The sequence below is a fragment of the Salmonella sp. NW1250 genome (assembly GCF_051812965.1).
GTDB lineage: Bacteria > Pseudomonadota > Gammaproteobacteria > Enterobacterales > Enterobacteriaceae > Salmonella > Salmonella enterica.
Genome location: NZ_JAMNDD010000002.1, coordinates 215,285 through 239,033, shown reverse-complemented (window position 1 = coordinate 239,033; position 23,749 = coordinate 215,285). Strand labels below are relative to the sequence as shown.

18 protein-coding genes, 1 pseudogene and 1 CRISPR repeat array are annotated in these 23,749 nt (G+C 51.7%); of the genes and pseudogenes, 9 read left to right on the top strand and 10 right to left on the bottom strand.

Annotation, left to right across the window (positions count from 1 at the left end; translation table 11 throughout):
- Position 1 precedes the first annotated feature (1 nt).
- Positions 2–1,714 (bottom strand): assimilatory sulfite reductase (NADPH) hemoprotein subunit, encoded by a 1,713-nt coding sequence (gene cysI, locus NBA72_RS04380; protein ID WP_042948851.1) that lies wholly within the window; start codon positions 1,712–1,714, stop codon positions 2–4.
- A complete protein-coding gene (gene cysJ / locus NBA72_RS04375; protein WP_042948850.1) occupies positions 1,714–3,513 on the bottom strand; it encodes an NADPH-dependent assimilatory sulfite reductase flavoprotein subunit in 1,800 nt (599 codons plus the stop codon). Before cysJ ends, cysI begins: the two co-directional genes overlap by 1 nt.
- A gap of 423 nt (positions 3,514–3,936) precedes the next feature.
- Between cysJ and queD the strand changes: the two genes are divergently transcribed.
- Positions 3,937–4,299 (top strand): 6-carboxytetrahydropterin synthase QueD, encoded by a 363-nt coding sequence (queD, locus tag NBA72_RS04370; RefSeq protein WP_042948849.1) that lies wholly within the window; start codon positions 3,937–3,939, stop codon positions 4,297–4,299.
- Positions 4,300–4,386: 87 nt separating this feature from the next.
- Here the strand turns inward: queD and NBA72_RS04365 are convergent, their stop codons facing one another.
- The 5 genes from NBA72_RS04365 to mazG all read right to left on the bottom strand — a co-directional run bounded on the left by NBA72_RS04365 (position 4,387) and on the right by mazG (position 12,351).
- Positions 4,387–5,184, bottom strand: a complete 798-nt coding sequence (locus tag NBA72_RS04365) for an MBL fold metallo-hydrolase (protein WP_042948848.1) — start codon at positions 5,182–5,184, stop codon at positions 4,387–4,389.
- Positions 5,185–5,281: 97 nt separating this feature from the next.
- A CRISPR array of direct repeats spans positions 5,282–7,201; the repeat unit is 29 nt; unit sequence CGGTTTATCCCCGCTGGCGCGGGGAACAC.
- 296 nt (positions 7,202–7,497) lie between these two features.
- The gene (queE, locus tag NBA72_RS04360; RefSeq protein WP_001199961.1) at positions 7,498–8,169 is read right to left on the bottom strand and encodes a 7-carboxy-7-deazaguanine synthase QueE; all 672 of its coding nucleotides are present in this window, start codon (positions 8,167–8,169) and stop codon (positions 7,498–7,500) included.
- A 135-nt stretch (positions 8,170–8,304) separates the two neighbouring features.
- The gene (gene eno / locus NBA72_RS04355; RefSeq protein WP_000036734.1) at positions 8,305–9,603 is read right to left on the bottom strand and encodes a phosphopyruvate hydratase; all 1,299 of its coding nucleotides are present in this window, start codon (positions 9,601–9,603) and stop codon (positions 8,305–8,307) included.
- An 82-nt stretch (positions 9,604–9,685) separates the two neighbouring features.
- Positions 9,686–11,323 (bottom strand): glutamine hydrolyzing CTP synthase, encoded by a 1,638-nt coding sequence (gene pyrG / locus NBA72_RS04350; RefSeq protein ID WP_000210863.1) that lies wholly within the window; start codon positions 11,321–11,323, stop codon positions 9,686–9,688.
- Between the two features lie 227 nt (positions 11,324–11,550).
- Complete coding sequence (gene mazG / locus NBA72_RS04345; protein ID WP_000210451.1) at positions 11,551–12,351, bottom strand: nucleoside triphosphate pyrophosphohydrolase; 801 nt, start codon at positions 12,349–12,351, stop codon at positions 11,551–11,553.
- 605 nt (positions 12,352–12,956) lie between these two features.
- Between mazG and NBA72_RS04340 the strand changes: the two genes are divergently transcribed.
- From NBA72_RS04340 to NBA72_RS04305, 8 genes are all read left to right on the top strand, one after another.
- Complete coding sequence (locus NBA72_RS04340; RefSeq protein WP_000842512.1) at positions 12,957–13,544, top strand: fimbrial protein; 588 nt, start codon at positions 12,957–12,959, stop codon at positions 13,542–13,544.
- A gap of 82 nt (positions 13,545–13,626) precedes the next feature.
- Positions 13,627–16,323 carry a fimbrial biogenesis outer membrane usher protein gene (locus NBA72_RS04335; RefSeq protein WP_072035832.1) on the top strand — a complete coding sequence of 899 codons (2,697 nt, stop codon included), beginning with the start codon at positions 13,627–13,629 and terminating at the stop codon, positions 16,321–16,323.
- Positions 16,324–16,335: 12 nt separating this feature from the next.
- On the top strand, positions 16,336–17,109 hold the full coding sequence (locus tag NBA72_RS04330) for a fimbria/pilus periplasmic chaperone (RefSeq protein ID WP_001044459.1): 774 nt from the start codon (positions 16,336–16,338) through the stop codon (positions 17,107–17,109).
- Between the two features lie 19 nt (positions 17,110–17,128).
- On the top strand, positions 17,129–17,635 hold the full coding sequence (locus tag NBA72_RS04325; protein WP_023205409.1) for a fimbrial protein: 507 nt from the start codon (positions 17,129–17,131) through the stop codon (positions 17,633–17,635).
- Between the two features lie 14 nt (positions 17,636–17,649).
- Positions 17,650–18,120: a fimbrial protein gene (locus tag NBA72_RS04320; protein ID WP_000832396.1), complete on the top strand. Its 471-nt coding sequence runs from the start codon at positions 17,650–17,652 to the stop codon at positions 18,118–18,120.
- A complete protein-coding gene (locus NBA72_RS04315; RefSeq protein WP_023138788.1) occupies positions 18,117–18,653 on the top strand; it encodes a fimbrial protein in 537 nt (178 codons plus the stop codon). The genes NBA72_RS04320 and NBA72_RS04315 overlap by 4 nt, the downstream gene beginning before the upstream one ends.
- Before the next feature lie 28 nt (positions 18,654–18,681).
- Positions 18,682–19,767, top strand: a complete 1,086-nt coding sequence (locus tag NBA72_RS04310) for a hypothetical protein (protein WP_001650550.1) — start codon at positions 18,682–18,684, stop codon at positions 19,765–19,767.
- Between the two features lie 11 nt (positions 19,768–19,778).
- Complete coding sequence (locus NBA72_RS04305; RefSeq protein ID WP_072035831.1) at positions 19,779–20,828, top strand: hypothetical protein; 1,050 nt, start codon at positions 19,779–19,781, stop codon at positions 20,826–20,828.
- A 119-nt stretch (positions 20,829–20,947) separates the two neighbouring features.
- On the opposite strand, the pseudogene NBA72_RS04300 reads toward NBA72_RS04305, so the two are convergent.
- The 3 genes and pseudogenes from NBA72_RS04300 to relA all read right to left on the bottom strand — a co-directional run.
- A pseudogene (locus NBA72_RS04300) lies at positions 20,948–21,067 on the bottom strand (type II toxin-antitoxin system RelE/ParE family toxin); the annotation flags it as partial.
- Positions 21,033–21,389: a type II toxin-antitoxin system ParD family antitoxin gene (locus tag NBA72_RS04295; RefSeq protein WP_077917552.1), complete on the bottom strand. Its 357-nt coding sequence runs from the start codon at positions 21,387–21,389 to the stop codon at positions 21,033–21,035. The gene NBA72_RS04295 and the pseudogene NBA72_RS04300, both read right to left, overlap by 35 nt.
- Before the next feature lie 84 nt (positions 21,390–21,473).
- On the bottom strand, positions 21,474–23,708 hold the full coding sequence (gene relA / locus NBA72_RS04290; protein ID WP_439004983.1) for a GTP diphosphokinase: 2,235 nt from the start codon (positions 23,706–23,708) through the stop codon (positions 21,474–21,476).
- Between the last annotated feature and the right edge of the window lie 41 nt (positions 23,709–23,749).

The following is a 23,749-nucleotide window of genomic DNA, read 5'->3' as shown; positions in this document are numbered from 1 at the left end:
GTTATTCCCAGAAATCACGCGCTGGATCGAGCACCGGGCGAATGATGCCCGCACGCACCGTAAAGTCGCCGAAGCCTTCACCCGCTTCACGCTCTTTCGCCCAGCGCCCAATCAGTTCATCCAGCGAGGCCAGAATATCCGGCTCGGTGATATTTTCTTGATACATCCGTGGGATACGACTCCCGATGCGGTTGCCGCCAAGATGCAGGTTATAACGACCAGGCGCTTTCCCTACTAAGCCAATTTCCGCCAGCATCGCGCGGCCACAGCCGTTCGGGCAGCCGGTCACGCGCATCACAATATGCTCATCAGGAATGCCGTGTTTTTCCAGAATCGCTTCCACTTTGTCCGTGAACGACGGCAGGAAACGCTCGGCTTCCGCCATTGCCAGCGGGCAGGTCGGGAACGACACGCAGGCCATTGAGTTTTCACGCTGCGCGCTCACGGCATTCATCAGCCCATGATCGCGCGCCAGTTTCTCGATCTTCGCTTTCTGGCTTTCCGGCACGCTGGCAATAATCAGGTTCTGGTTAGCGGTGATACGGAACTCGCCCTGATGAATCTTCGCGATCTCCAGCAGACCGGTTTTCAGCGGACGCCCCGGATAATCCAGGATACGACCGTTTTCGATAAACAGCGTCAGGTGCCAGTTGTTGTCGATCCCTTTCACCCAACCGATACGATCGCCGCGACCGGTAAACTCATACGGGCGGATCGGCTCAAATTTGATCCCCGCGCGACGCTCGACTTCCGCTTTAAATGTCTCCAGTCCCACGCGCTCAAGGGTGTATTTGGTTTTGGCATTTTTCCTGTCGGTACGGTTACCCCAGTCGCGCTGCGTCGTCACTACCGCTTCGGCCACCGCCAGGGTGTGCTCCAGCGGCAGATAGCCAAACTCGCTCGCGGTACGAGCGTAGGTTTTCTTATTACCGTGCTCAATAGACAGACCGCCGCCAACCAGCAGGTTAAAGCCCACCAGCTTGCCGTTTTCAGCAATCGCCACGAAGTTCATGTCGTTGGCGTGCAGATCGATATCGTTTTGCGGCGGGATCACCACCGTGGTTTTAAATTTACGCGGCAGATAGGTCTGACCGAGGATCGGCTCTTCATCGGTGGTCGCCACCTTCTCCTGATCGAGCCAGATCTCCGCATAGGCGCGAGTGCGCGGCAGCAGATGTTCAGAGATCTTCTTCGCCCATTCGTAGGCTTCAGCATGCAGCTGAGACTCGTACGGGTTAGAGGTACACAGCACGTTACGGTTCATATCGTTGGCGGTCGCCAGCGCGTCCAGCCCCACCGAGTGCAGCATCTGGTGCACTGGCTTGACGTTCTTCTTCAGAATGCCGTGGAACTGGAAGGTCTGACGGTTGGTCAGACGGATACTGCCGTAAATCGTGTTGTCAGCGGCGAATTTGTCGATCGCTTGCCATTGCGTCGTAGTAATCACCCCGCCCGGCAGGCGGCAGCGCAGCAGCATGGCGTGGCGCGGCTCCAGCTTCTGCGCCGCACGCTCGGCGCGAATATCGCGGTCATCCTGCTGATACATGCCATGAAAGCGTATTAGCAGGAAGTTGTCGCCTTTAAAACCGCCGGTGAGACCGTCGTTCAGATCTTCCACAATGGTACCGCGCAGATAGTTGCTTTCCAGCTTCATGCGCTCGGCATCGGACAGTTTACCTTCGACCACCAGTGGGCCTGGATGTTTTTCGCTCATTAGTAGACATCTCGCTGATAACGGCGCTCTACGCGCAGCTCACTTAAATATTCATCTGCCGATTCGAGGTCCATACCGCCGAATTCAGCGATCACTTCCAGCAATGCTTTTTCGACATCTGCGGCCATGCGCCTGGCGTCGCCGCAGACATAAATATGCGCGCCATCATTGATCCAGCGCCACAGCTCGGCGCCCTGTTCACGCAGCTTGTCTTGTACGTAAATTTTTTCTTTTTGATCGCGTGACCAGGCGAGATCGATACGGCTTAACAGTCCCTCTTTCACGTAGCGCTGCCACTCCACCTGATAGAGGAAATCTTCGGTAAAGTGCGGGTTGCCGAAGAACAGCCAGTTCTTGCCTTCCGCCCCTTCCGCCGCACGCTGTTGCATAAAGGCGCGGAACGGCGCGATACCCGTACCTGGGCCAATCATAATCACCGGAGTCTGCGGATTCGCTGGCAGGCGGAAATTATCGTTGTGTTCAATAAACACGCGCACTTCGCCCTCTTCTTCCACGCGGTCGGCGAGGAAGCTGGAAGCGCCACCCGTGCGGGCGCGGCCTTCAATATCGTAGCGCACGACGCCGACGGTTACGTGTACTTCGCTTTCGACTTCCGCCTGCGCGGAGGCGATGGAGTACAGACGCGGCGTCAGCGGGCGCAGCAGGTCGATTAGCGCCTGAGCATCCAGCTGCGCCGGAGAGAAACGTACCATATCAACAATGGGCGTGGTCGCGGCGTAGTGCTGAAGCTGCGCTTTGTCGCCCACTAATGGCAACAGCGACTCACTGCGCGTCAGGGTCGCGTAGTTCTCAACAATGTTGGCGGTATTCACCGTCAGCTCGAAGTGCCACTCCAGCGCTTCGGCGAGCGGCAGGGTTTTACCATCAACCGTCACCGGCTCATCGCCTTTCAGCCACAGCAACTCAACCAGCTCCTTCACCAGAGCCGGATCGTTCTGATACCAGACGCCCAGCGCATCGCCCGGCTGGTAACGCAGACCGGAGTCGCGTAAATCAATCTCAATATGACGAACGTCTTTTTCCGAGTTGCGACCGGTGATTTTCTGATTCACGGAGAGGGTCGCGGTCAGCGGCGCGTCTTTGGTATAGGGGCTGGTGTGGATGTCGTTTACCGCGCCAGTAGCGACGGATTGCGAAGGTGCCGCGACAGGTGCGCGGGACTTCAGAACATCAACCACGCGGGCGCGCCATTCGCTGGCAGCTGCCTGATATTCAACGTCAGCATCGACACGGTCGAGCAGGCGTTCACCGCCCAGTTCCGCCAGTTTGCTGTCGAAATCTTTTCCGGACTGGCAGAAGAATTCATAGGATGTATCGCCAAGACCAAATACGGCAAACGCGGTGTTTTCCAGTTTCGGCGCTTTTTTCGAGAACAGGAACTTATGCAGCGCGACGGCCTCTTCCGGCGGCTCGCCTTCTCCCTGGGTGGACGTCACTATCACCAGCAGTTTTTCACTGGCAATCTGTTTGAATTTGTAGTCGCCGGCGTTCACCAGTGTCACATTAAGGTTGGCCGCCAGCAGATCATCACGCAGCGCTTCCGCCACACGACGCGCATTGCCGGTTTGCGAAGCGGAGATAAGCGTAACCCCCGGCATCTTCCCCTCAGGAGCAGGCGTGACGGCAACAGCGCCTGAGCGCGGGTTCAGTACGCCCCAAAAATAGCCGGAGACCCAGGCAAGCTGTTCGGGAGTAAGGTCGGTTGTCGCGGCCTGAAGGCGCGCCAGTTGCTCCGGATTAAGCGGAAGCAACCCAGTCAGTGGAGCCGGTGTCGTCATGCGTCGTTATGTTCCAGTAAGCAAAGCGGATCTATACACAAAATCATTCAAGTTCGCCGTAAGCTGAGCGCGCCCCAGGAGCGTACATAAATACGTGACTGGGGTGAGTAAACGCAGTCAACACAGATGCGGCTTGAAAGATGAAATGTATAAGCGATAAATCCCAAACTGAGGATAAGGTTAACGGTGAGAGGAATAACAATTAAAGAAGGGTTGGAAATAACAAATAACCAAATGAACTAACCTGTTTTAGTTATCGTTATTAACGCCAAAATAGATTTTATAATTGATTGATAATTATTAATTTTTCTGGAAATTCTTAAATTAATTGCCCGTCACAAGGCGGAGAATGGTTTTAGTTAATGATAAAAAATGCGCTTTCCGGTACCCTACGGCGGTTTTTTTATTGCCTGAGAGTTCATCATGTCCACCACGTTGTATAAAGATTTCACCTTTGAAGCCGCTCACCGCCTGCCTCACGTGCCTGAAGGGCATAAGTGCGGCCGCCTGCACGGACACTCGTTTATGGTGCGTCTCGAAATTACCGGTGAAGTCGATCCGCATACCGGTTGGATTATAGATTTCGCGGATCTCAAAGCGGCGTTTAAACCTACTTACGATCGTCTTGATCACTACTATCTGAATGATATTCCAGGGCTGTCCAATCCCACCAGCGAAGTGCTGGCAAAATGGATTTGGGATCAGGTTAAGCCCGTCGTGCCGCTACTGAGCGCCGTGATGGTGAAAGAAACCTGTACAGCCGGCTGCGTCTATCGCGGCGAATAAGGTTTATTAACGCGTGGGCTGGATGGCAGATTGATTCCAGCCCATCCACACGACGTTTTATCGGTGAAAACATTGTCCAGCGCGGTGTTAAAAGCGCAGCACATCACCGGTTGCAGGTGCGGTTATTTCCGGTAGCCACAACCGCCCCCAGGCCCCTGTACAGTGACAACCGCATAGTTTTTCAGGTTTTTGTTCTTGCAGAAAGCGCCTGACTCGCCACATCGTGAACGGTGATGCGCAGCGGAGATGAAATCCGCCGACAAGCGCGTAAATCCGCTTTATACCGGTAATGTTCTGACAGTGCCGGACAATATTTGCGATCCCCCGATGCCCGCATCCCGTAATGATGACTAATCCTTTTGTCGACAGGTAAATCAGTACGCCCTCATCCAAAATAGAGTCCGGCTCCGCATCGTGGCCGCCAAAAATACCGTAGGCTTCAGGCGCGACCACCGGTATTTCCCCTGACCAGATAAAGTTTTTGCCAATCGGTAGAGGGGCACGCGTGTACATCATTCGGTAGCGTGAATAGTCCACCTCACACGACAATTTTTTTATTTTTCGGGTAATACCGAGAAAAGTCATTGCCGCATAACGTTCGCGCGCAATATCGGGATGGCAGATGATTCGACTGTTATCAGGAAGCCACGGCACGCCGCCGCAATGATCGTAATGACCATGCGAAAGCACCACAGCAGACACATCGGACAGGTCGATCCCCATCGCCAACGCGTTTTGCATAAAACTGCCATCAGGGCCGGTATCGAACAAGATAGACGTAGACTCATCCTCGACCAACAGGCTTAACCCTGGCCTGGCCTTCAACGATTTATCCGCTCCAGCCCCCTTATGATTTTCGAGCAATACCCTGATCCTTAACGCCATGGCCTTCTCCTGTATAAAAGCCTCCCCGGAAAAACGCGGCCTTTTTACTTTACAGGTTTGTAGCAGCCATTACTGGTACACAGATTATGATTATGCAACGGCTATCCCCGCTGACGCGGGGAACACCTGCTCAGCGATAACCGGCAGGTTTAGCCGCTCGGTTTATCCCCGCTGGCGCGGGGAACACGCATTTAAGGTTTCTGATGGCTCGCAAAACGTCGGTTTATCCCCGCTGACGCGGGGAACACAGCATCGATCCCTTCATAGTGCCCCCAAACTCCGGTTTATCCCCGCTGGCGCGGGGAACACGAGCGCTGTTGAGTTAATCCACGCTGACGCGCCGGTTTATCCCCGCTGGCGCGGGGAACACATTACTATCAAAATGCTCTGATAAATCATTCTCGGTTTATCCCCGCTGGCGCGGGGAACACATCACAAACCATATGGGGACTATGTACGGCATCGGTTTATCCCCGCTGGCGCGGGGAACACCCCGTTAGGATGAGTCCACAACCAAGCTACGGCGGTTTATCCCCGCTGGCGCGGGGAACACATTTGCGCGACGTAACGAAAAAAACGATCATCCGGTTTATCCCCGCTGGCGCGGGGAACACTGCGCTTATCATTTTTGCTCCGTGGTAGAGGCCGGTTTATCCCCGCTGGCGCGGGGAACACGCGCGATCCCCATGGCGGAGGTGATACCTGCGCGGTTTATCCCCGCTGGCGCGGGGAACACACAGAAGTATTCTTGAAGTTGCCCCAAGTGACCGGTTTATCCCCGCTGGCGCGGGGAACACAAACGTGCAGACGCCCTGCTGGGACAGATCCTCGGTTTATCCCCGCTGGCGCGGGGAACACAACCACAGGCCGCCCATACTGGCGATAACAGCCGGTTTATCCCCGCTGGCGCGGGGAACACGCGGCCAGATTATCTGTTTTTATTGAATCGGCAGGTTTATCCCCGCTGGCGCGGGGAACACCCTCTCATTAAATATTTAGCGTAATCACGATCCGGTTTATCCCCGCTGGCGCGGGGAACACATCTATCCAGTTTGTACGCCATACAGTCATGCCGGTTTATCCCCGCTGGCGCGGGGAACACTGGAGCCCGTTATGAGCGCTGATGAGCTGGCACGGTTTATCCCCGCTGGCGCGGGGAACACCATTACAAATTGCACCCCAAACATCTGAGGTGCGGTTTATCCCCGCTGGCGCGGGGAACACGCAAGCTGGCGGGAAAATAATTTGACAGCGTTCGGTTTATCCCCGCTGGCGCGGGGAACACGCCCCCAGGAAACGATGATGACCATCAATAATCGGTTTATCCCCGCTGGCGCGGGGAACACATCCCCTTCCAGGCCACCCTTTACATAAATCGCGGTTTATCCCCGCTGGCGCGGGGAACACACTGCGCCTCGCTCTCCGTTATGTGCTGATAACGGTTTATCCCCGCTGGCGCGGGGAACACTCCAGCGCCTGCCCGCGCGGAAAATAAACCTGCGGTTTATCCCCGCTGGCGCGGGGAACACAACGGATAATTGCCCACGATCCGACCGTCCAGCGGTTTATCCCCGCTGGCGCGGGGAACACTAAACCTCCTTAAGTGCCAGGGAAAACGCGATCGGTTTATCCCCGCTGGCGCGGGGAACACGCCTAAAGCCCAGGATTTTACGTTGAGGCTAACGGTTTATCCCCGCTGGCGCGGGGAACACATTATTTCCTGGTTATCACCGTTTGAAGTTGTCGGTTTATCCCCGCTGGCGCGGGGAACACTGCAGTTGCGTAGGTGTCTGCTGTTGTCTGGCCGGTTTATCCCCGCTGGCGCGGGGAACACATGGCAACTCCAGAGAGCAATTGCCGATCTCACGGTTTATCCCCGCTGGCGCGGGGAACACTGCGCTTCTTGTCCCGTTAACTTCGGCATAAACGGTTTATCCCCGCTGGCGCGGGGAACACGACGTCATGACGGGCCGCGCCGGTATCTCACACGGTTTATCCCCGCTGGCGCGGGGAACACACTAAACGTATATCATTGTTTATAAACTACTTTTTATCAGCACCACATTCCACCAACATAATCGCAACAATTTAAATTATTAAAGAACAGCTAATTTGCTGATTTTGATGCAAAAAAGTTCATAGAATGATTTTTTCTTTAAATTTACCAAAATAGCGTGATCCGTGCATCGCTATGGAAAAATTTATCAGCGCTTTTATACACTCATCGAAATTCACATAGAGAAAATAAACAATGCAAGGTAATGGATGAGTCACAGACGGCATCGGCAGGCCGTCTGTAAGATTAGTAATGCATCAGGCGATATTTAAATATTTATGCGTTTGCATAGACAGCCGCCAGTTACGCGCAATACAAGTTTCAATACACAGACGCGTCGCGTCTTCTTTCTGGCTAATGGGCTGCAAAGCAATCACGCGCGGTTTATCATCGCTCAACGTGGCTAACAGTTCATCCAGCGCCTCAATATCACGAACTCGCCCAACGGGATGCTTGATTTCATTGGCGCGCTCCAGCGCCTGGGAAAGCACGTCATATCCCCCGCGCATATTCACTTTTGGTGAAACCGTGACCCAGGTGTTAGGCGTACAGCGCACTTCGTGCGTCCCGCTGGTTTCAATCTGACAACTAAAACCACTCTTTTCAAGCAGATCGGTGAGCGGCATGAGGTCGTGAATACAGGGTTCGCCACCGGTGATGACAACGTGACGCGCGGTATAGCCCTGACGATTAATTACTGCCAGCAAGTCTTCACTGCTCGCAGCACCCCATTTGTCGCTCTCTTTGGTTTTTGCCAGAATGCTGAACAGAGACACTTCCCGATCGCTCAGTTTATCCCAGGTATGCTTAGTATCACACCAGGCACAGCCGACCGGACATCCCTGTAAACGAATAAAAATAGCGGGGACGCCGGTAAAATAACCCTCGCCTTGTAGGGTCTGGAACATCTCGTTAATCGGGTACTGCATAGCGTTCTCTGTTAAGGGGATAATCGTTAATTATTGCAGATTTCGTCTGCCCGGTCATGCGCAGCGGCTGCGCTATTGAACCGATACAAAAAAACCCGCCGAAGCGGGTTTATACGTTAAGAGGTAAAAGCAGGATTACGCCTGGCCTTTGATCTCTTTACGACCGTTGTACGGTGCTTTTTCGCCCAGAGCTTCTTCGATACGAATCAGCTGGTTGTATTTAGCAACACGGTCAGAACGGCTCATAGAACCGGTTTTGATCTGGCCTGCAGCGGTACCAACAGCCAGGTCAGCGATGGTAGCGTCTTCAGTTTCACCAGAACGGTGAGAGATGACAGCAGTATAGCCAGCGTCTTTCGCCATTTTGATTGCAGCCAGAGTTTCGGTCAGAGAACCGATCTGGTTGAATTTGATCAGGATGGAGTTAGCGATGCCTTTCTCGATGCCTTCTTTCAGGATTTTGGTGTTGGTTACGAACAGGTCGTCACCAACCAGCTGGATTTTGTCGCCCAGTACTTTGGTCTGGTATGCAAAACCGTCCCAGTCAGACTCGTCCAGACCATCTTCGATGGAAACGATCGGGTACTGTTTGGTCAGTTCTTCCAGGAAGTGGGTGAATTCTTCGGAGGTGAACGCTTTGTTGCCTTCGCCAGCCAGAACGTATTTACCGTCTTTGTAGAATTCAGATGCTGCGCAGTCCATCGCCAGGGTGATGTCTTTACCCAGCTCGTAACCAGCCGCTTTAACCGCTTCAGCGATAACAGCCAGCGCTTCCGCGTTGGAGCCCAGGTTCGGCGCATAGCCGCCTTCGTCACCCACAGCGGTGTTCATGCCTTTGCCTTTCAGCACTTTTGCCAGGTGATGGAAAACTTCAGAACCCATACGGATGGCTTCTTTAACCGTTTTCGCGCCAACCGGCTGGATCATGAATTCCTGGATGTCGACGTTGTTGTCAGCGTGCTCGCCGCCGTTGATGATGTTCATCATCGGAACCGGCATGGAGTATTTGCCCGGAGTGCCGTTCAGTTCAGCAATGTGCTCGTACAGCGGCATACCTTTAGCGGCAGCAGCAGCTTTGGCGTTAGCCAGAGAGACAGCCAGAATGGCGTTTGCACCGAAGTTAGATTTGTTTTCAGTACCGTCCAGGTCGATCATGATTTTGTCGATGCCAGCCTGGTCTTTAGCGTCTTTGCCAAGAATAGCCTGAGCGATCGGGCCGTTAACCGCGCCAACAGCTTTGGTTACGCCTTTACCCAGGAAACGGGATTTGTCGCCATCGCGCAGTTCCAGCGCTTCGCGGGAACCAGTAGAAGCACCTGACGGAGCCGCCGCCATACCTACGAAACCACCTTCCAGGTGTACTTCAGCTTCAACAGTCGGGTTACCACGGGAGTCGATGATTTCACGACCGATGACTTTAACGATTTTGGACATTAGGTTTTCCTCAAGTCACTAGTTAAACTAAAACTTCAGACAAACGGTGCACCGCTGAGGGTGCACCGCCGTTCTAACTTTTTTACTTCGCCTGACGTTTCTGATGCTCGTTGGCGGCTTTAACAAAGCCGGCGAACAACGGATGTCCATCACGCGGCGTGGAAGTAAATTCCGGATGGAACTGACAGGCCACGAACCACGGATGATTCGGTACCTCAATGATCTCGACTAACTGATCATCACCGGAACGGCCTGCGACACGCAGACCCGCTGCTTCAATTTGTTTCAACAACATATTGTTGACTTCGTAACGATGGCGATGACGTTCAACAATCGTCGACGCGCCGTACAACTGACGTACCAGACTGTCATCGCTAAGCTGGCACTGCTGCGCGCCCAGGCGCATGGTGCCGCCCAGATCGCTTTTCTCGCTACGGACTTCAACGTTACCGTCTTCATCGCGCCACTCGGTAATTAACGCCACAACCGGGTACTTACAGTCTGGCACAAATTCCGTTGAGTTGGCGTTGTCCATGCCGGCCACGTTACGAGCGAACTCAATCAACGCAACCTGCATCCCCAGGCAAATGCCCAGATAAGGAATATTGTTTTCACGCGCATAGCGCGCAGTGGCGATTTTACCTTCAACGCCACGATAGCCGAAGCCGCCGGGGATCAGGATAGCGTCCAAATCTTTCAGAATTTCGACGCCGCGCGTTTCAACATCTTGCGAATCGATCAATTTGATGTTGACGGTAACGCGGTTTTTCAGACCACCGTGTTTCAGCGCTTCGATCACCGACTTATAGGCATCCGGCAGTTCAATATATTTGCCGACCATGCCGATAGTCACTTCGCCTGCCGGGTTCGCTTCTTCGTAAATGACCTGTTCCCATTCAGACAGGTTAGCTTCCGGACAGTTCAAGCTGAATCGTTTACAAATATAATCATCAAGCCCCTGAGATTTCAACAGGCCCGGAATTTTATAAATGGAATCGACATCTTTCATTGAAATAACGGCTTTTTCCGGCACATTACAGAACAATGCAATTTTTGCACGCTCGTTGGCAGGAACCGCGCGATCGGAACGACAAATCAGAATATCGGGCTGAATACCGATAGACAGCAGCTCTTTCACGGAGTGCTGAGTCGGTTTAGTTTTCACTTCGCCCGCAGCCGCCAGGTAAGGTACCAGCGTCAGGTGCATAAACAGCGCGTGTTCACGACCGATATCTACCGCCAATTGACGAATCGCCTCAAGAAACGGCAGCGATTCGATATCACCGACGGTACCGCCGATTTCCACCAGTACCACATCGTGGCCTTCGCCGCCTTCCAGCACGCGCTCTTTAATCGCGTTAGTGATGTGAGGGATTACCTGTACGGTTGCGCCCAGATAGTCGCCACGGCGTTCTTTACGCAGAACGTCGGAGTAGATACGGCCAGTCGTGAAGTTGTTGCGGCGAGACATCTTGGTGCGGATGAAACGCTCGTAGTGCCCCAGGTCCAGGTCGGTTTCAGCGCCGTCTTCAGTAACGAACACTTCCCCGTGTTGGATTGGGCTCATAGTACCCGGATCGACGTTGATGTACGGATCCAGTTTCATGATGGTCACGTTGAGACCACGGGCTTCCAGAATGGCTGCGAGGGAGGCTGCGGCAATGCCTTTACCCAGAGAGGATACGACCCCGCCGGTCACAAAAATATAGTTCGTTGTCATGCGGAACCTGAGAAGTTAGGTTTAAAAGACGATGGAATAACCAGGACGGGAAAGCAGTATACCCGAACATGACCTACGCCACAAACTTTCATTATTCCTCCTCTTCGTCAGGCTGACATTCACACAGGGAGGGAGAAAATAGCCCCTTTGAGGTAAATGTTTTTGACGTAAATCAAGCGCTTGTTATTTAAAAAATCACACAAATCGCTCTTGACCGCCTAAAACCTTTAGAGATCAATTTCCTGGCGTTTTACTTCCTGCCAAACTTCTTCCATTGTTTCCAGGTCCACCCCGGTCATTTCCAGGCCTCTGGCGGCGACAATACGTTCAACTTCGCGAAAACGACGTTCAAATTTATCGTTCGCTTTTTGCAAAGCGAGCTCCGCTTTCGTACCTAAATGACGCGCCATGTTGACCGTGGCAAAGAGCAAATCGCCCATTTCCTCTTCCAGTTTAGCCTGATCAACAACCGCCTGCCGCGCCTCGAACATCACCTCATCGATCTCTTCATAGACCTTATCGACGACCGGTCCCAGCGTCGTCCAGTCAAAGCCCACGTTTGAGCAACGTTTCTGGATTTTTTGCGCGCGCATTAAGGCCGGTAAGCTGCGCGGAATATCGTCCAGCGCGGAATGCTGCGCTTTTTGCGCGCGCTCTTCCGTTTTGATTTGTTCCCAGCGAACTAATGCTTCTTCGCTATTATCCGCGGAAAGCTCGCCAAAAACATGCGGATGGCGGCGCTCCAGCTTGTCGCTGATGGCAGCGCAGATATCATTAAAATCGAAGCGGCCTTCTTCCTGCGCCATCTGCGCGTAAAACACCACCTGGAACAACAGGTCGCCCAGTTCGCCGCGCAAATCGTCAAAATCCTCACGCGCAATCGCATCCAGTACTTCATAGGTTTCTTCCAGCGTATAAGGCGCGATGCTGGCGAAGGTCTGCTCTTTATCCCACGGGCAGCCGTTTTCCGGGTCACGCAGGCGCTGCATGAGGGTGAGAAGACGGTCAATTTGATGGTTAGTTGTCATGATCTTTAATCGGTTGTAAATACCAGCGACAATTGTAACGTATTATTCTTAACCATTCACGCACAGAGACACTACGGCAACGCCTATATAATAAAATATATTGTTAACAGGTGTTGAATGCTACCTTCCCCGTATAACTTTAAAATTATTAATCGATACACAACAATATAATAATCATATAACTAATTTATTAAAAAAACAGATATTTGCACCAGGCATTATAAATAACATCAATTAAGTAAAAAAATTATGCAAACACTATAAGTACCCCACCCAAAGAGCCTTCCCTTTCAAAAAAAATAAATTATTTCACTTTTACGGAAAAACGAGTAGCATGCACGCCAGTTTAATATTCAAAAAAGACCGCTTTTTTGTTTTTTCTGGAACATACATGAAATAAATATATTGAAAGTATTACATATAATATTCTATGAGCAGGTGCGATCATTCAGCTCATAAGAATATACTCATAAAAATGTAGAAATATAATATTTTTATTATGACCTATTTTTTACCCAAAGCCCGCAGCATGGCTCTATGCCGCATATCCCTTGGTATACGCGTACAAAATGTTGCCATAAAACACGTTAATTAAGGATAACACGATGAAGTCATCTCATTTTTGTAAACTGGCAGTAACTGCATCTTTAGTTATGGGAATTGTCTCCGGCGCTCAAGCCGCGGGTAGCAACACAGCGAAGGTCACTTTCCTTGGTAATATTGTTGATTCCCCCTGCTCTGTCACATTGGATACGGAAGATCAAACAGTCAATATGGGTTCAAGTATCGGTAATGGCACGCTGAGTAATGGTAAAACGACCATCAACAATGCCCGTACCTTTCATATCGATCTTGAGGGTTGTACCTGGGCTACCGAGAAAAATATGAATGTGGTATTCACTACAGGTAGTGGAACCACAGCGGCTACAGGCGCCACGGATAATCTCGCGCTGATGAAGACTGACGGCACTGGCGCTATTAGCAACGTAAGCCTGGCAATCGGCGATGCTGGCAAAAACAATATCAAACTGGGCGATACCTATACACAGGCCATTGCGGACCTGGACGGAGATACCATTCTTGATGAGAAGCAAAGCCTGAATTTCACCGCCTGGCTGGTTGGCGCAGCAACCGGCACCGTAGGCACAGGTGAATTCAGCAGCGCCGCCAACGTCACTATCTCTTACCTGTAATTCAGTTAACAGAGTCACGACGATAATACCCTGCCGCTTTAGGTAGGGTATTCCTGTTGAGTTTTATTGCGGAATATATTTGATGAATAACACATGGAAAAGTGTTCTTTGCCCAATAGCGTGCGGAGTGGGAATGCTTCTAAGCGTCTCCCCTTATAGCGCGTCAGGCAAAGACATCGAATTTAATACCGATTTCCTCGATGTAAAAAATCGCGATAACGTTAACATTGCACAGTTTTCTCGTAAGGGTTTTATTCTGCCAGGCGTCTACCTCTTACAAATTAAAATTAACGGACAGACTCTGCCGCAGGAATTTCCTGTTAACTGGGTTATACCAGAACATGATCCACAAGGAAGTGAGGTTTGCGCAGAACCAGAATTAGTTACGCAATTGGGTATAAAGCCGGAACTCGCGGAAAAACTCGTCTGGATAACGCACGGTGAACGACAATGTCTGGCGCCAGATTCACTGAAAGGCATGGATTTTCAGGCCGACCTGGGACACTCCACGCTGTTGGTGAATTTACCCCAGGCGTATATGGAATACAGCGATGTCGACTGGGACCCGCCCGCCCGCTGGGATAATGGTATTCCCGGCATCATTCTGGATTACAACATTAATAATCAGCTCCGCCACGATCAAGAAAGCGGCAGCGAAGAGCAAAGTATCAGCGGCAACGGGACGTTAGGCGCGAACCTGGGCGCATGGCGACTACGGGCCGACTGGCAGGCCAGCTACGACCATCGTGACGATGACGAGAACACTTCCACCCTCCACGATCAGAGCTGGAGCCGCTACTACGCCTATCGCGCACTACCAACGCTCGGGGCCAAACTTACGCTGGGCGAAAGCTATCTCCAGTCCGATGTTTTCGACAGCTTTAACTATATCGGTGCCAGCGTCGTTTCTGACGATCAGATGCTGCCACCGAAACTGCGCGGCTATGCGCCGGAGATCGTGGGCATTGCGCGCTCTAACGCAAAAGTCAAAGTCTCCTGGCAGGGGCGCGTACTGTATGAAACGCAGGTGCCCGCAGGACCGTTCCGTATTCAGGATCTCAACCAGTCCGTTTCCGGTACGTTGCACGTCACCGTGGAAGAGCAGAACGGTCAGACCCAGGAGTTTGACGTTAACACCGCATCGGTTCCCTTCCTGACGCGCCCCGGCATGGTGCGCTACAAGATGGCGCTGGGCCGCCCGCAGGACTGGGATCATCACCCTATTACCGGCACATTCGCCTCGGCGGAAGCTTCGTGGGGGGTCACCAACGGCTGGTCGCTCTATGGCGGCGCAATTGGAGAAAGCAACTATCAGGCCGTGGCGCTGGGAAGCGGTAAGGATCTTGGCGTGGTGGGCGCGGTGGCGGTGGACATTACGCACTCCATCGCCCACATGCCGCAAGACGACGGGTTTGACGGCGAAACGCTGCAGGGTAACTCATATCGCATCAGCTACTCCCGTGACTTTGATGAAATCGACAGCCGACTGACCTTTGCCGGATACCGCTTCTCAGAAAAGAACTTTATGAGCATGAGCGACTATCTGGATGCGAAAACCTATCATCATCTCAATGCCGGTCACGAAAAAGAACGCTATACGGTCACCTATAACCAGAACTTCCGTGAACAGGGCATGAGCGCCTATTTCAGCTACTCACGCAGTACCTTCTGGGACAGCCCGGATCAGAGTAACTATAACCTGTCTCTTTCCTGGTACTTCGACTTAGGGTCGATAAAAAATCTCAGTGCGTCGCTGAACGGCTATCGCAGCGAATATAACGGTGATAAAGATGATGGCGTCTATATCTCGCTGTCTGTTCCCTGGGGCAATGATTCCATCAGCTACAACGGTACGTTTAACGGTAGTCAACACCGTAATCAGCTCGGCTATTCCGGCCACAGCCAGAACGGCGATAACTGGCAGCTTCACGTCGGGCAGGATGAACAAGGCGCGCAGGCAGACGGTTATTACAGCCATCAGGGCGCGCTGACGGACATCGATCTGAGCGCGGATTATGAAGAAGGATCGTACCGTTCACTGGGCATGTCGCTGCGCGGCGGCATGACGCTGACCACCCAGGGCGGCGCGCTACACCGGGGAAGTTTAGCGGGCAGCACACGTTTGCTGGTTGATACCGACGGCATTGCGGACGTCCCCGTTAGCGGTAACGGCTCGCCAACCTCAACCAACATTTTCGGCAAGGCCGTGATTGCGGATGTCGGAAGCTATTCGCGCAGCCTGGCGCGTATCGATCTGAACAAATTGCCGGAGAAGGCGGAAGCTACTAAGTCGGTTGTGCAGATCACGCTCACCGAAGGCGCCATCGGCTACCGTCACTTTGACGTGGTCAGCGGCGAGAAAATGATGGCGGTTTTCCGGCTGGCAGACGGCGACTTCCCACCGTTCGGCGCCGAAGTGAAAAACGAGCGCCAGCAGCAGTTGGGCCTGGTGGCCGATGACGGCAACGCCTGGCTGGCGGGCGTAAAAGCCGGGGAAACATTGAAAGTCTTCTGGGATGGCGCGGCGCAGTGTGAAGCATCACTCCCGCCCACGTTTACACCGGAGCTATTGGCCAACGCGCTATTGCTGCCGTGCAAAATGCTGGAAGGTCAGCCCCCCACCGCACCGCAGAAAAGTTCTCCGCTGCCTGCGCAACCGCTAATCCAGGAACATACGCAAACCGATGGCCAACCGGCCGCGCCGGTGGCGACAACCACTCAAACCCCGCCCATACCGCTGGCTGACAACCATGCGGTGAATCGCAAGGATAGGGAATAAAGGGAACCCGTAATGAACAAGACCAACCATTTTAAGCGCCAGGCGCTTATCGCTTCAGTATTACTGGCTGCGCCGCTGGTATCACACAGCGCGATTGTGCCGGATCGTACCCGCGTTATTTTTAACGGCAATGAAAATTCAATCACCGTCACGCTGAAAAACGGCAACGCCACTCTGCCCTACCTCGCACAGGCGTGGCTGGAAGACGATAAGTTCGCCAAAGATACCCGCTATTTTACCGCCCTGCCGCCACTGCAGCGTATTGAGCCAAAATCCGACGGGCAGGTTAAAGTCCAGCCGTTACCAGCCGCGGCTAGCCTACCGCAGGACCGGGAAAGTCTGTTTTATTTCAACGTGCGGGAAATTCCGCCGAAAAGCGATAAGCCTAATACGCTCCAGCTGGCGCTGCAAACGCGTATTAAGTTTTTCTACCGCCCGGTAGCCGTCGCCCGGCAGGTGGATAAGACGCACCCGTGGCAGACGAAGCTCACGCTGACCTACCAGGGCGATGGTGTGATCTTCGACAACCCCACACCGTTTTACCTCGTCATCAGCAATGCCGGTAGTAAAGAGAACGAAACCGCCTCCGGCTTTAAAAACCTGCTGATTGCCCCGCGTGAAAAAGTGACCTCTCCCATCAAAGGTGCCTCGCTCGGCAGCTCGCCGGTGGTGGGCTACGTCGATGATTACGGCGGCCATCGCCTGCTGGTTTTTACCTGCTCAGGGAATACCTGCAAGGTCAATGAGGAAAAAACCCGTGACGCTGAGAAGAAAGCGAATAAGTAATCCTGTGCGAAAGAGATCTATGACGATGTTGACTCGCTGGAAAATACTGGTGCTGCTGTGCGGTGGATTCGTTACCGGCACCGAGGCTGCCGGCACAAAAACCGTGCAACTGGAGCTGCATCTGGTCGTCACTCAACCACCGCCCTGTACGGTAGGCGGCGCTTCCGTAGAGTTTGGCGATGTCCTGACCACCAAAGTTGGCGATGTTTCTCAAACGAAACCTGTGGGCTACAGCCTGAACTGCGATGGCAGAGCGAGTGACTATCTGAAGCTACAAATTCAGGGGAGCACTACCACCATCAGCGGGGAGCAGGTTCTGCAAACTTCGGTGCAGGGGTTAGGCATCCGTATTCAGCAGGCGGGCAATAAACAACTGGTTCCGGTTGGCATAACGGATTGGCTGAACTTCACCCTGAGCGGCAGCAATGGGCCGGAGCTGGAAGCCGTACCGGTTAAAGAGCCCACCACGCAGTTAGCGGGTGGCGATTTTGACGCCAGTGCGACGTTAGTCGTGGATTACCAGTGATGGAGAGATTCATAGTGAAAAGGGTGCTTATCCTGACGCTTTTAATCACCCAGTTTGCCTGCGCCGACAATTTGACCTTTCACGGCAAACTGATAAACCCGCCCGCCTGTACTATCAATAATGGTGAAACGCTGGAGGTCAGTTTTGGTAGCGTGATTATTGATAATATTGACGGCGTCAATTACCTGACCGAGATCCCGTGGACCCTTACCTGCGACAGCAGCTTTCGCGATGACGCATTAACTTTTACGTTGAGCTATCTGGGCACGGCGACGCCTTACTCCGCAAATGCCTTAACCACCAATGTCCCTGAGCTGGGCATTGAACTTCAGCAGAACGGCACGGTGTTTCCTCCCGGCACGTCGCTAACCATCGATGAATCATCGCTTCCCACACTAAAAGCCGTGCCGGTAAAACAGCCAGGTAAAGAGCCTGCCGAAGGCGATTTTGAGGCTTTTGCCACGTTACAGGTGGATTACCAATGAACCGTATTTTTCAAACTGCCGGGCATTTGATCGGAGGCGTAATGTTATGGGCAGTTTGCAATACGCTACCTGCCGCCACGCCTAATGTGCACTACAGCGGTAAGCTGGTTGCCGGCGCCTGTAACCTGGTAGTGGATAATGACACGATGGCGACGGTGGATTTTCATACTATTGGCAGTGACAATTTCGACGCCAGCGGGCAAACGACTCCTGTTCCATTCACACTTAGCCTCCAGGATTGCAAAACAGCGCTAGCCAACGGCGTGCTGGTGACCTTTCAGGGCGTTGAAGACAGTACTCTGCCCGGACTGCTGGCGCTGGAGCCCTCGTCGGAAGCCAGTGGTTTTGCGATTGGCGTGGAAACGGCTGCACAGCAACCAGTGAGTATCAATGCAACAGAGGGTACAGCTTTTGTGCTGAAGGAAGGGATTACCACCATCAACTTGCAGGCCAGGCTGCAAAAATACGCTGGTGAAGATGTTATGCCGGGGGAATTTAAGGGTACTGCTACCGTGAGTTTTGAATATCAGTAAGCTATAGGTAAAATTATAAGGATATGAAATGCAACGAATTTTATTACAGCTAATACTGGTAATAATATCTGGTTTTTGGTGTATTGCGCTACAATGCGCTGAAGTAAGAACGGATATAGAATATAATTCTCAAATTATTTCACAGTTTGATAGTCTTGGTGCACTGACTGGCGATCCTACACTCGATACCATCCATACCCCATTACCAACAAACATTCATATCCTTTCATCGTGCACTAAGTCAGGTGGAGGCGATGGGGGTGGTTGTATTCCTCAAGGTACAATTCCCTATGGACTTGAATCCACCCTTGAGTTTGATCCATCAACTTCTTTCATCAATACAACCGCTGTCGATAACGGTATCACTTATAGTTTTACTGGTGAAGCGGTAAAAGCGACGGCACATGCCGACTGTACGGGTAATCAGGCAACTAACAGCGCAATTTGTGTATGGGATAAATCATTTTCACTTCCCCTCACCTTACTTACCAAACAGAATGGAATAACAATTAACCAGCAAAATCTTACAGTTTCGGTAATACCCGGAGGAGGAAATAATGACACTAATCAATATTCTTCCCTTTCCGGCCATATTATTATTGATGAATCGGTAAGCAGTTACGCTAGTTATGAACCGGAAACATCGGGCATTGAGAATCTGAAATTCAAATGGACTGTAACAGTGACAGAAGATACCGAGGGGGATTTCGGTATATGGAACGGTTCACTTGTACTTAATGGCTCTCCAGCGTCCACCCTACATCGTTATTTTCCTCCAGAAATAGTAGATGCTTCATTTTCTGAAAATACGATAGTGCACAGTACAGAAGTCGCCATGACTGGCGCAAAAAATAATGTCGAGCTAGCCTCTGTATATCTCTACCATGGCAATACGCCATGCGACGATACATCCTTGTGTAACTACAGTCTTAATAAGACGTCAGTTGCTCTTGTATGTCACGATCTGAATGCGCAGCTTGCCTTTAGCAGCACTTGTAATGCTTCAGACACAACACATTGCCTGAACGGCAAAGTAGGTACGATAAATGGTACCTGGGGGAAAGTCAGCATTGATACAACTTGTGCAATTACCGTTTTGATACCCTACGAATAAACACAGGAAAAATGATGACCATAAGCAAAAAAATCATAATTTCATTCATTCTATTTATGTTCTTCGCCAACAATACATTTGGATCTGGATACGTTAAGATCAAGGCCAAATTGAATGATATGACAGGCACTGGGGCAGGTACAACTAATTTAAATAGTGACCTACGGGTTAGAACATCATTATTACCAGAGAATATTGAGATGTTATGTACCGGTGGAAAGCTACGTGGAAGTCAGGTAACGTGCGGTCCTGGACTATGGGTCGATATTGAATCAACGATAACAATGGATTCCAGTATAAGAATGATCATTGGCAGCACTTTTTTCACACTTCCCAATATGACTGAAACCCGCCGGGCCCGCTGTACATCACATGATAACTCCACACTTGATTGTGTCTGGACCAGCAATATCGATGCACAATTAAATATATCACCACTATACGATGCACAAATAATCAAACAAGATTTAAAATTACATATCGAACCATCTTCATATGATTACGCACAATCGCAATATATTGATGGGGAAATAACTTACAACACCAAAAAACATCAAGTATCCTATGACGCTTATAGTATAACTACTTACGGCTTTACAGACCATAATATAAAAACGGAAATTTCGATTATTGACGCCAATTTTGGGACCAGCATTACCACCATTAATGATAAAATGTCATTTTATAGTGACAGCGTACAAATTATCGCTTCAATCGATCCTGAAAATTTAGCTGCTTCTTTTGATAAATACTCAGAAGTAACCTCAATAAATAAAGAATTTAGTGGACCAAAAACCAATGAGCTCATTGCAAATATTTTTTTAAGACATGGAAATATGCCCTGTGATGTCTATGAATCAGATTCAATTTGTGCACAAATAATAGATAATGCAACAGTATCAATAGCATGTGATGATAAAAACATGCAGATTGAGGCTATTCCCTGTGATCAAAACAATACTGAATGTGCCCGTTCACAGATGGTAGAACTTCGTGGTACCTGGGGACGAGTCAACATTGACACCGATTGTGCGGTAACCGTATTACTGCCATACGAATAGAAATTTGAACAAAACCGATTTTCATGGAACCATACCAGATATCTGGTAAGCAGATAGCTACCAGATATCTTTATAAAACATCAAGCCGTAGCCCTCGAGTATCTCCCTACATCCCGAATAATATCTGATAGATGATTAATATATCGATCGGCCTGTATTTCGCCAAAATGCTGCCAGCAGTAATGCCAGATATTTTCCAGATCTTCACTGGCCTTTGGCGTTAATTTTACCGTTCTCATCGGGTTTGATCATCCCTGTTTTGACCTTCCGTAAAAAGGCATCCTTTTCCCAGGCCTGCGGCTCTCCGCTGTTCAGACCTTCAGCCAGAAGTTCACGTAACGCCTGAAGTCGTGACTCGGCCTGTTTTTCCCTCAGCAGACGAAGAGACTCTCTGATCACTTCACTTTGTGTTCTGTAATCACCTGATTCTATGAGCGATTCAATAAACTCGCGCAGTTCATCGCCAGGATCAACGGTCATTGTTCTGACCATAACAGCCTCCACTGTAAGTATAAATCTTACATAAGAGTACACCGGAAATGAAATGTACGTCGAAAACATACCCCATATCTCATGCTTATGGGGTTGGCTAATGCGGCTTTGCTGAACGAGTAGCAAAGCCGCTACATGATTACTGTCTGGGGTTTACCCCCCGTGCAGTCGCCGTGCATCAATCACATCCGGCACCTGGTTCAGCTTACCGAGCACGCGGCCCAGCACCTGCAGGTTGTAGATCTCGATGGTCATATCAATGGTGGCGATCTGCTGTTTAATGTCGCTGCGGCTGGCGACGCCCAGCACGTTGACTTTTTCGTTAGCCAGAATGGTGGTGATATCGCGTAGCAAGCCGCTGCGATCGTTGGCCTGGACGCGCACCACCAGCGAATATCCCGCCGAGTAGCTTTCGCCCCATACCGCCTCTACGATCCGCTCCGGCGCATGGGAGCGCAGTTCCGCCAGCTGTTCGCAGTCGGCCCGGTGCACGGAAATCCCTCGCCCTTGAGTAATGAAGCCGACAATTTCATCCCCCGGAATCGGCTGGCAGCAGCGGGCGATGTGGTGCATCAAATTACCCACGCCTTCTACCACCACGCGCCCGTCGTCTTTACGACGATTTTGCGGCGCGTATGTTTTTTGCTGAAGCTGTTTCAGCGCCGCTGCATCCTGCTCCTCTGCACTCGGCTTATTGAACTGCGATTGCAGGGAATTCACCATCTGATTAAGACGGATATCGCCGCCGCCTATCGCCGCCAGCAACTCTTCCAGCTCATTAAAGTTGTAGCGCGGCAGCAGATGTTTCTCGGCCTCTTTCAGGCTAATCCCCAAATGCGCCAGCTCATCGTCGAGGATCTGCCGTCCAGCCAGGATATTTTTGTCACGGTCCTGTTTACGGAACCAGGCGTGAATTTTCGAGCGTCCGCGGCTGGTCGTCACATAGCCCAGGTTTGGATTCAGCCAGTCGCGGCTGGGATTCGGCTGCTTCTGAGTGATAATTTCAACCTGATCGCCCATCTGCAACTGATAGGTGAATGGCACAATACGGCCGCCGATTTTCGCGCCGATGCAGCGGTGCCCGACATCGCTGTGGATGTGGTAAGCAAAGTCCAGCGGCGTGGAGCCTGCAGGTAAGTCCACAACGTCACCTTTTGGCGTAAAGACGTAAACCCGGTCATCGAAGACCTGGCTGCGCACTTCATCCAGCATTTCGCCGGAATCGGCCATCTCTTCCTGCCAGGCGATCAGCTTACGCAGCCACGCAATTCTGTCTTCATGACCGGAGCGCACGCCGCCGGACGCGGCGCCTTCTTTATACTTCCAGTGCGCCGCCACACCCAGTTCGGCGTCTTCATGCATCTGTTTGGTACGGATCTGGATCTCAACGGTTTTACCGCCCGGCCCCAGGACCACGGTGTGGATAGACTGGTAACCGTTCGGTTTCGGGTTAGCGACATAATCATCGAATTCATCCGGCAGGTGACGATAGTGCGTATGCACTATCCCCAACGCGGCGTAGCAGTCCTGCAGACGTTCAGCGACAATACGCACGGCGCGCACGTCAAAGAGTTCATCAAACGCCAGATGCTTTTTCTGCATTTTGCGCCAGATGCTATAAATATGTTTTGGTCGTCCGTAGACTTCCGCCTGCACGCCTTCGTTTTTCATTTCGGCGCGCAGATGTCCAACAAACTCTTCGATGTAATGTTCGCGATCGAGACGGCGCTCATGCAGCAGTTTGGCGATGCGTTTGTATTCCGCCGGATGCAGGTAGCGGAAACAGTAGTCTTCCAGTTCCCACTTCAGTTGCCCGATGCCCAGACGATTAGCGAGCGGCGCATAGATGTTGGTACATTCTTTCGCCGCCAGCACGCGCTCATCTTCCGGCGCCTCTTTCACTTCGCGCAAATGAGCGATTCGCTCGGCCAGTTTGATCACCACGCAGCGGAAATCATCCACCATCGCCAATAACATTCGACGGACGTTATCAACCTGCTCCGAAGAAACAGAGTCGTTATGAGTGGCGTTTAGCTGACGGATCGCCGCCATATCGCGCACGCCATGAATCAGGGTAACGATAGATTTCCCGACGCTTTCGCGCAGTACATCTTCGCTGACTACGTTGGCGTCGGCCAGAGGGAACAGTAGCGCCGCCCGCAGCGTGTCGATATCCATACTCAGCGTGGAAAGAATTTCTACCATCTCCACGCCACGCCACAGCAACAGATCCGCATCCGGATGTCCTTGTGTCTGTTGCAGGCAATACGCCCAGGTTTCGGCTAAGCGCTCACACGACTGCTGGCTGGAAATTCCCAGGCTTGCGATCCACTTCTTCGGATCAAATTCACCAGCTTTATTAATATGTGCACTTCTTACCGCGACCATCGTCCTCTCCTTAAGGGACCAGGCCTACCGAAGTCGGTAAG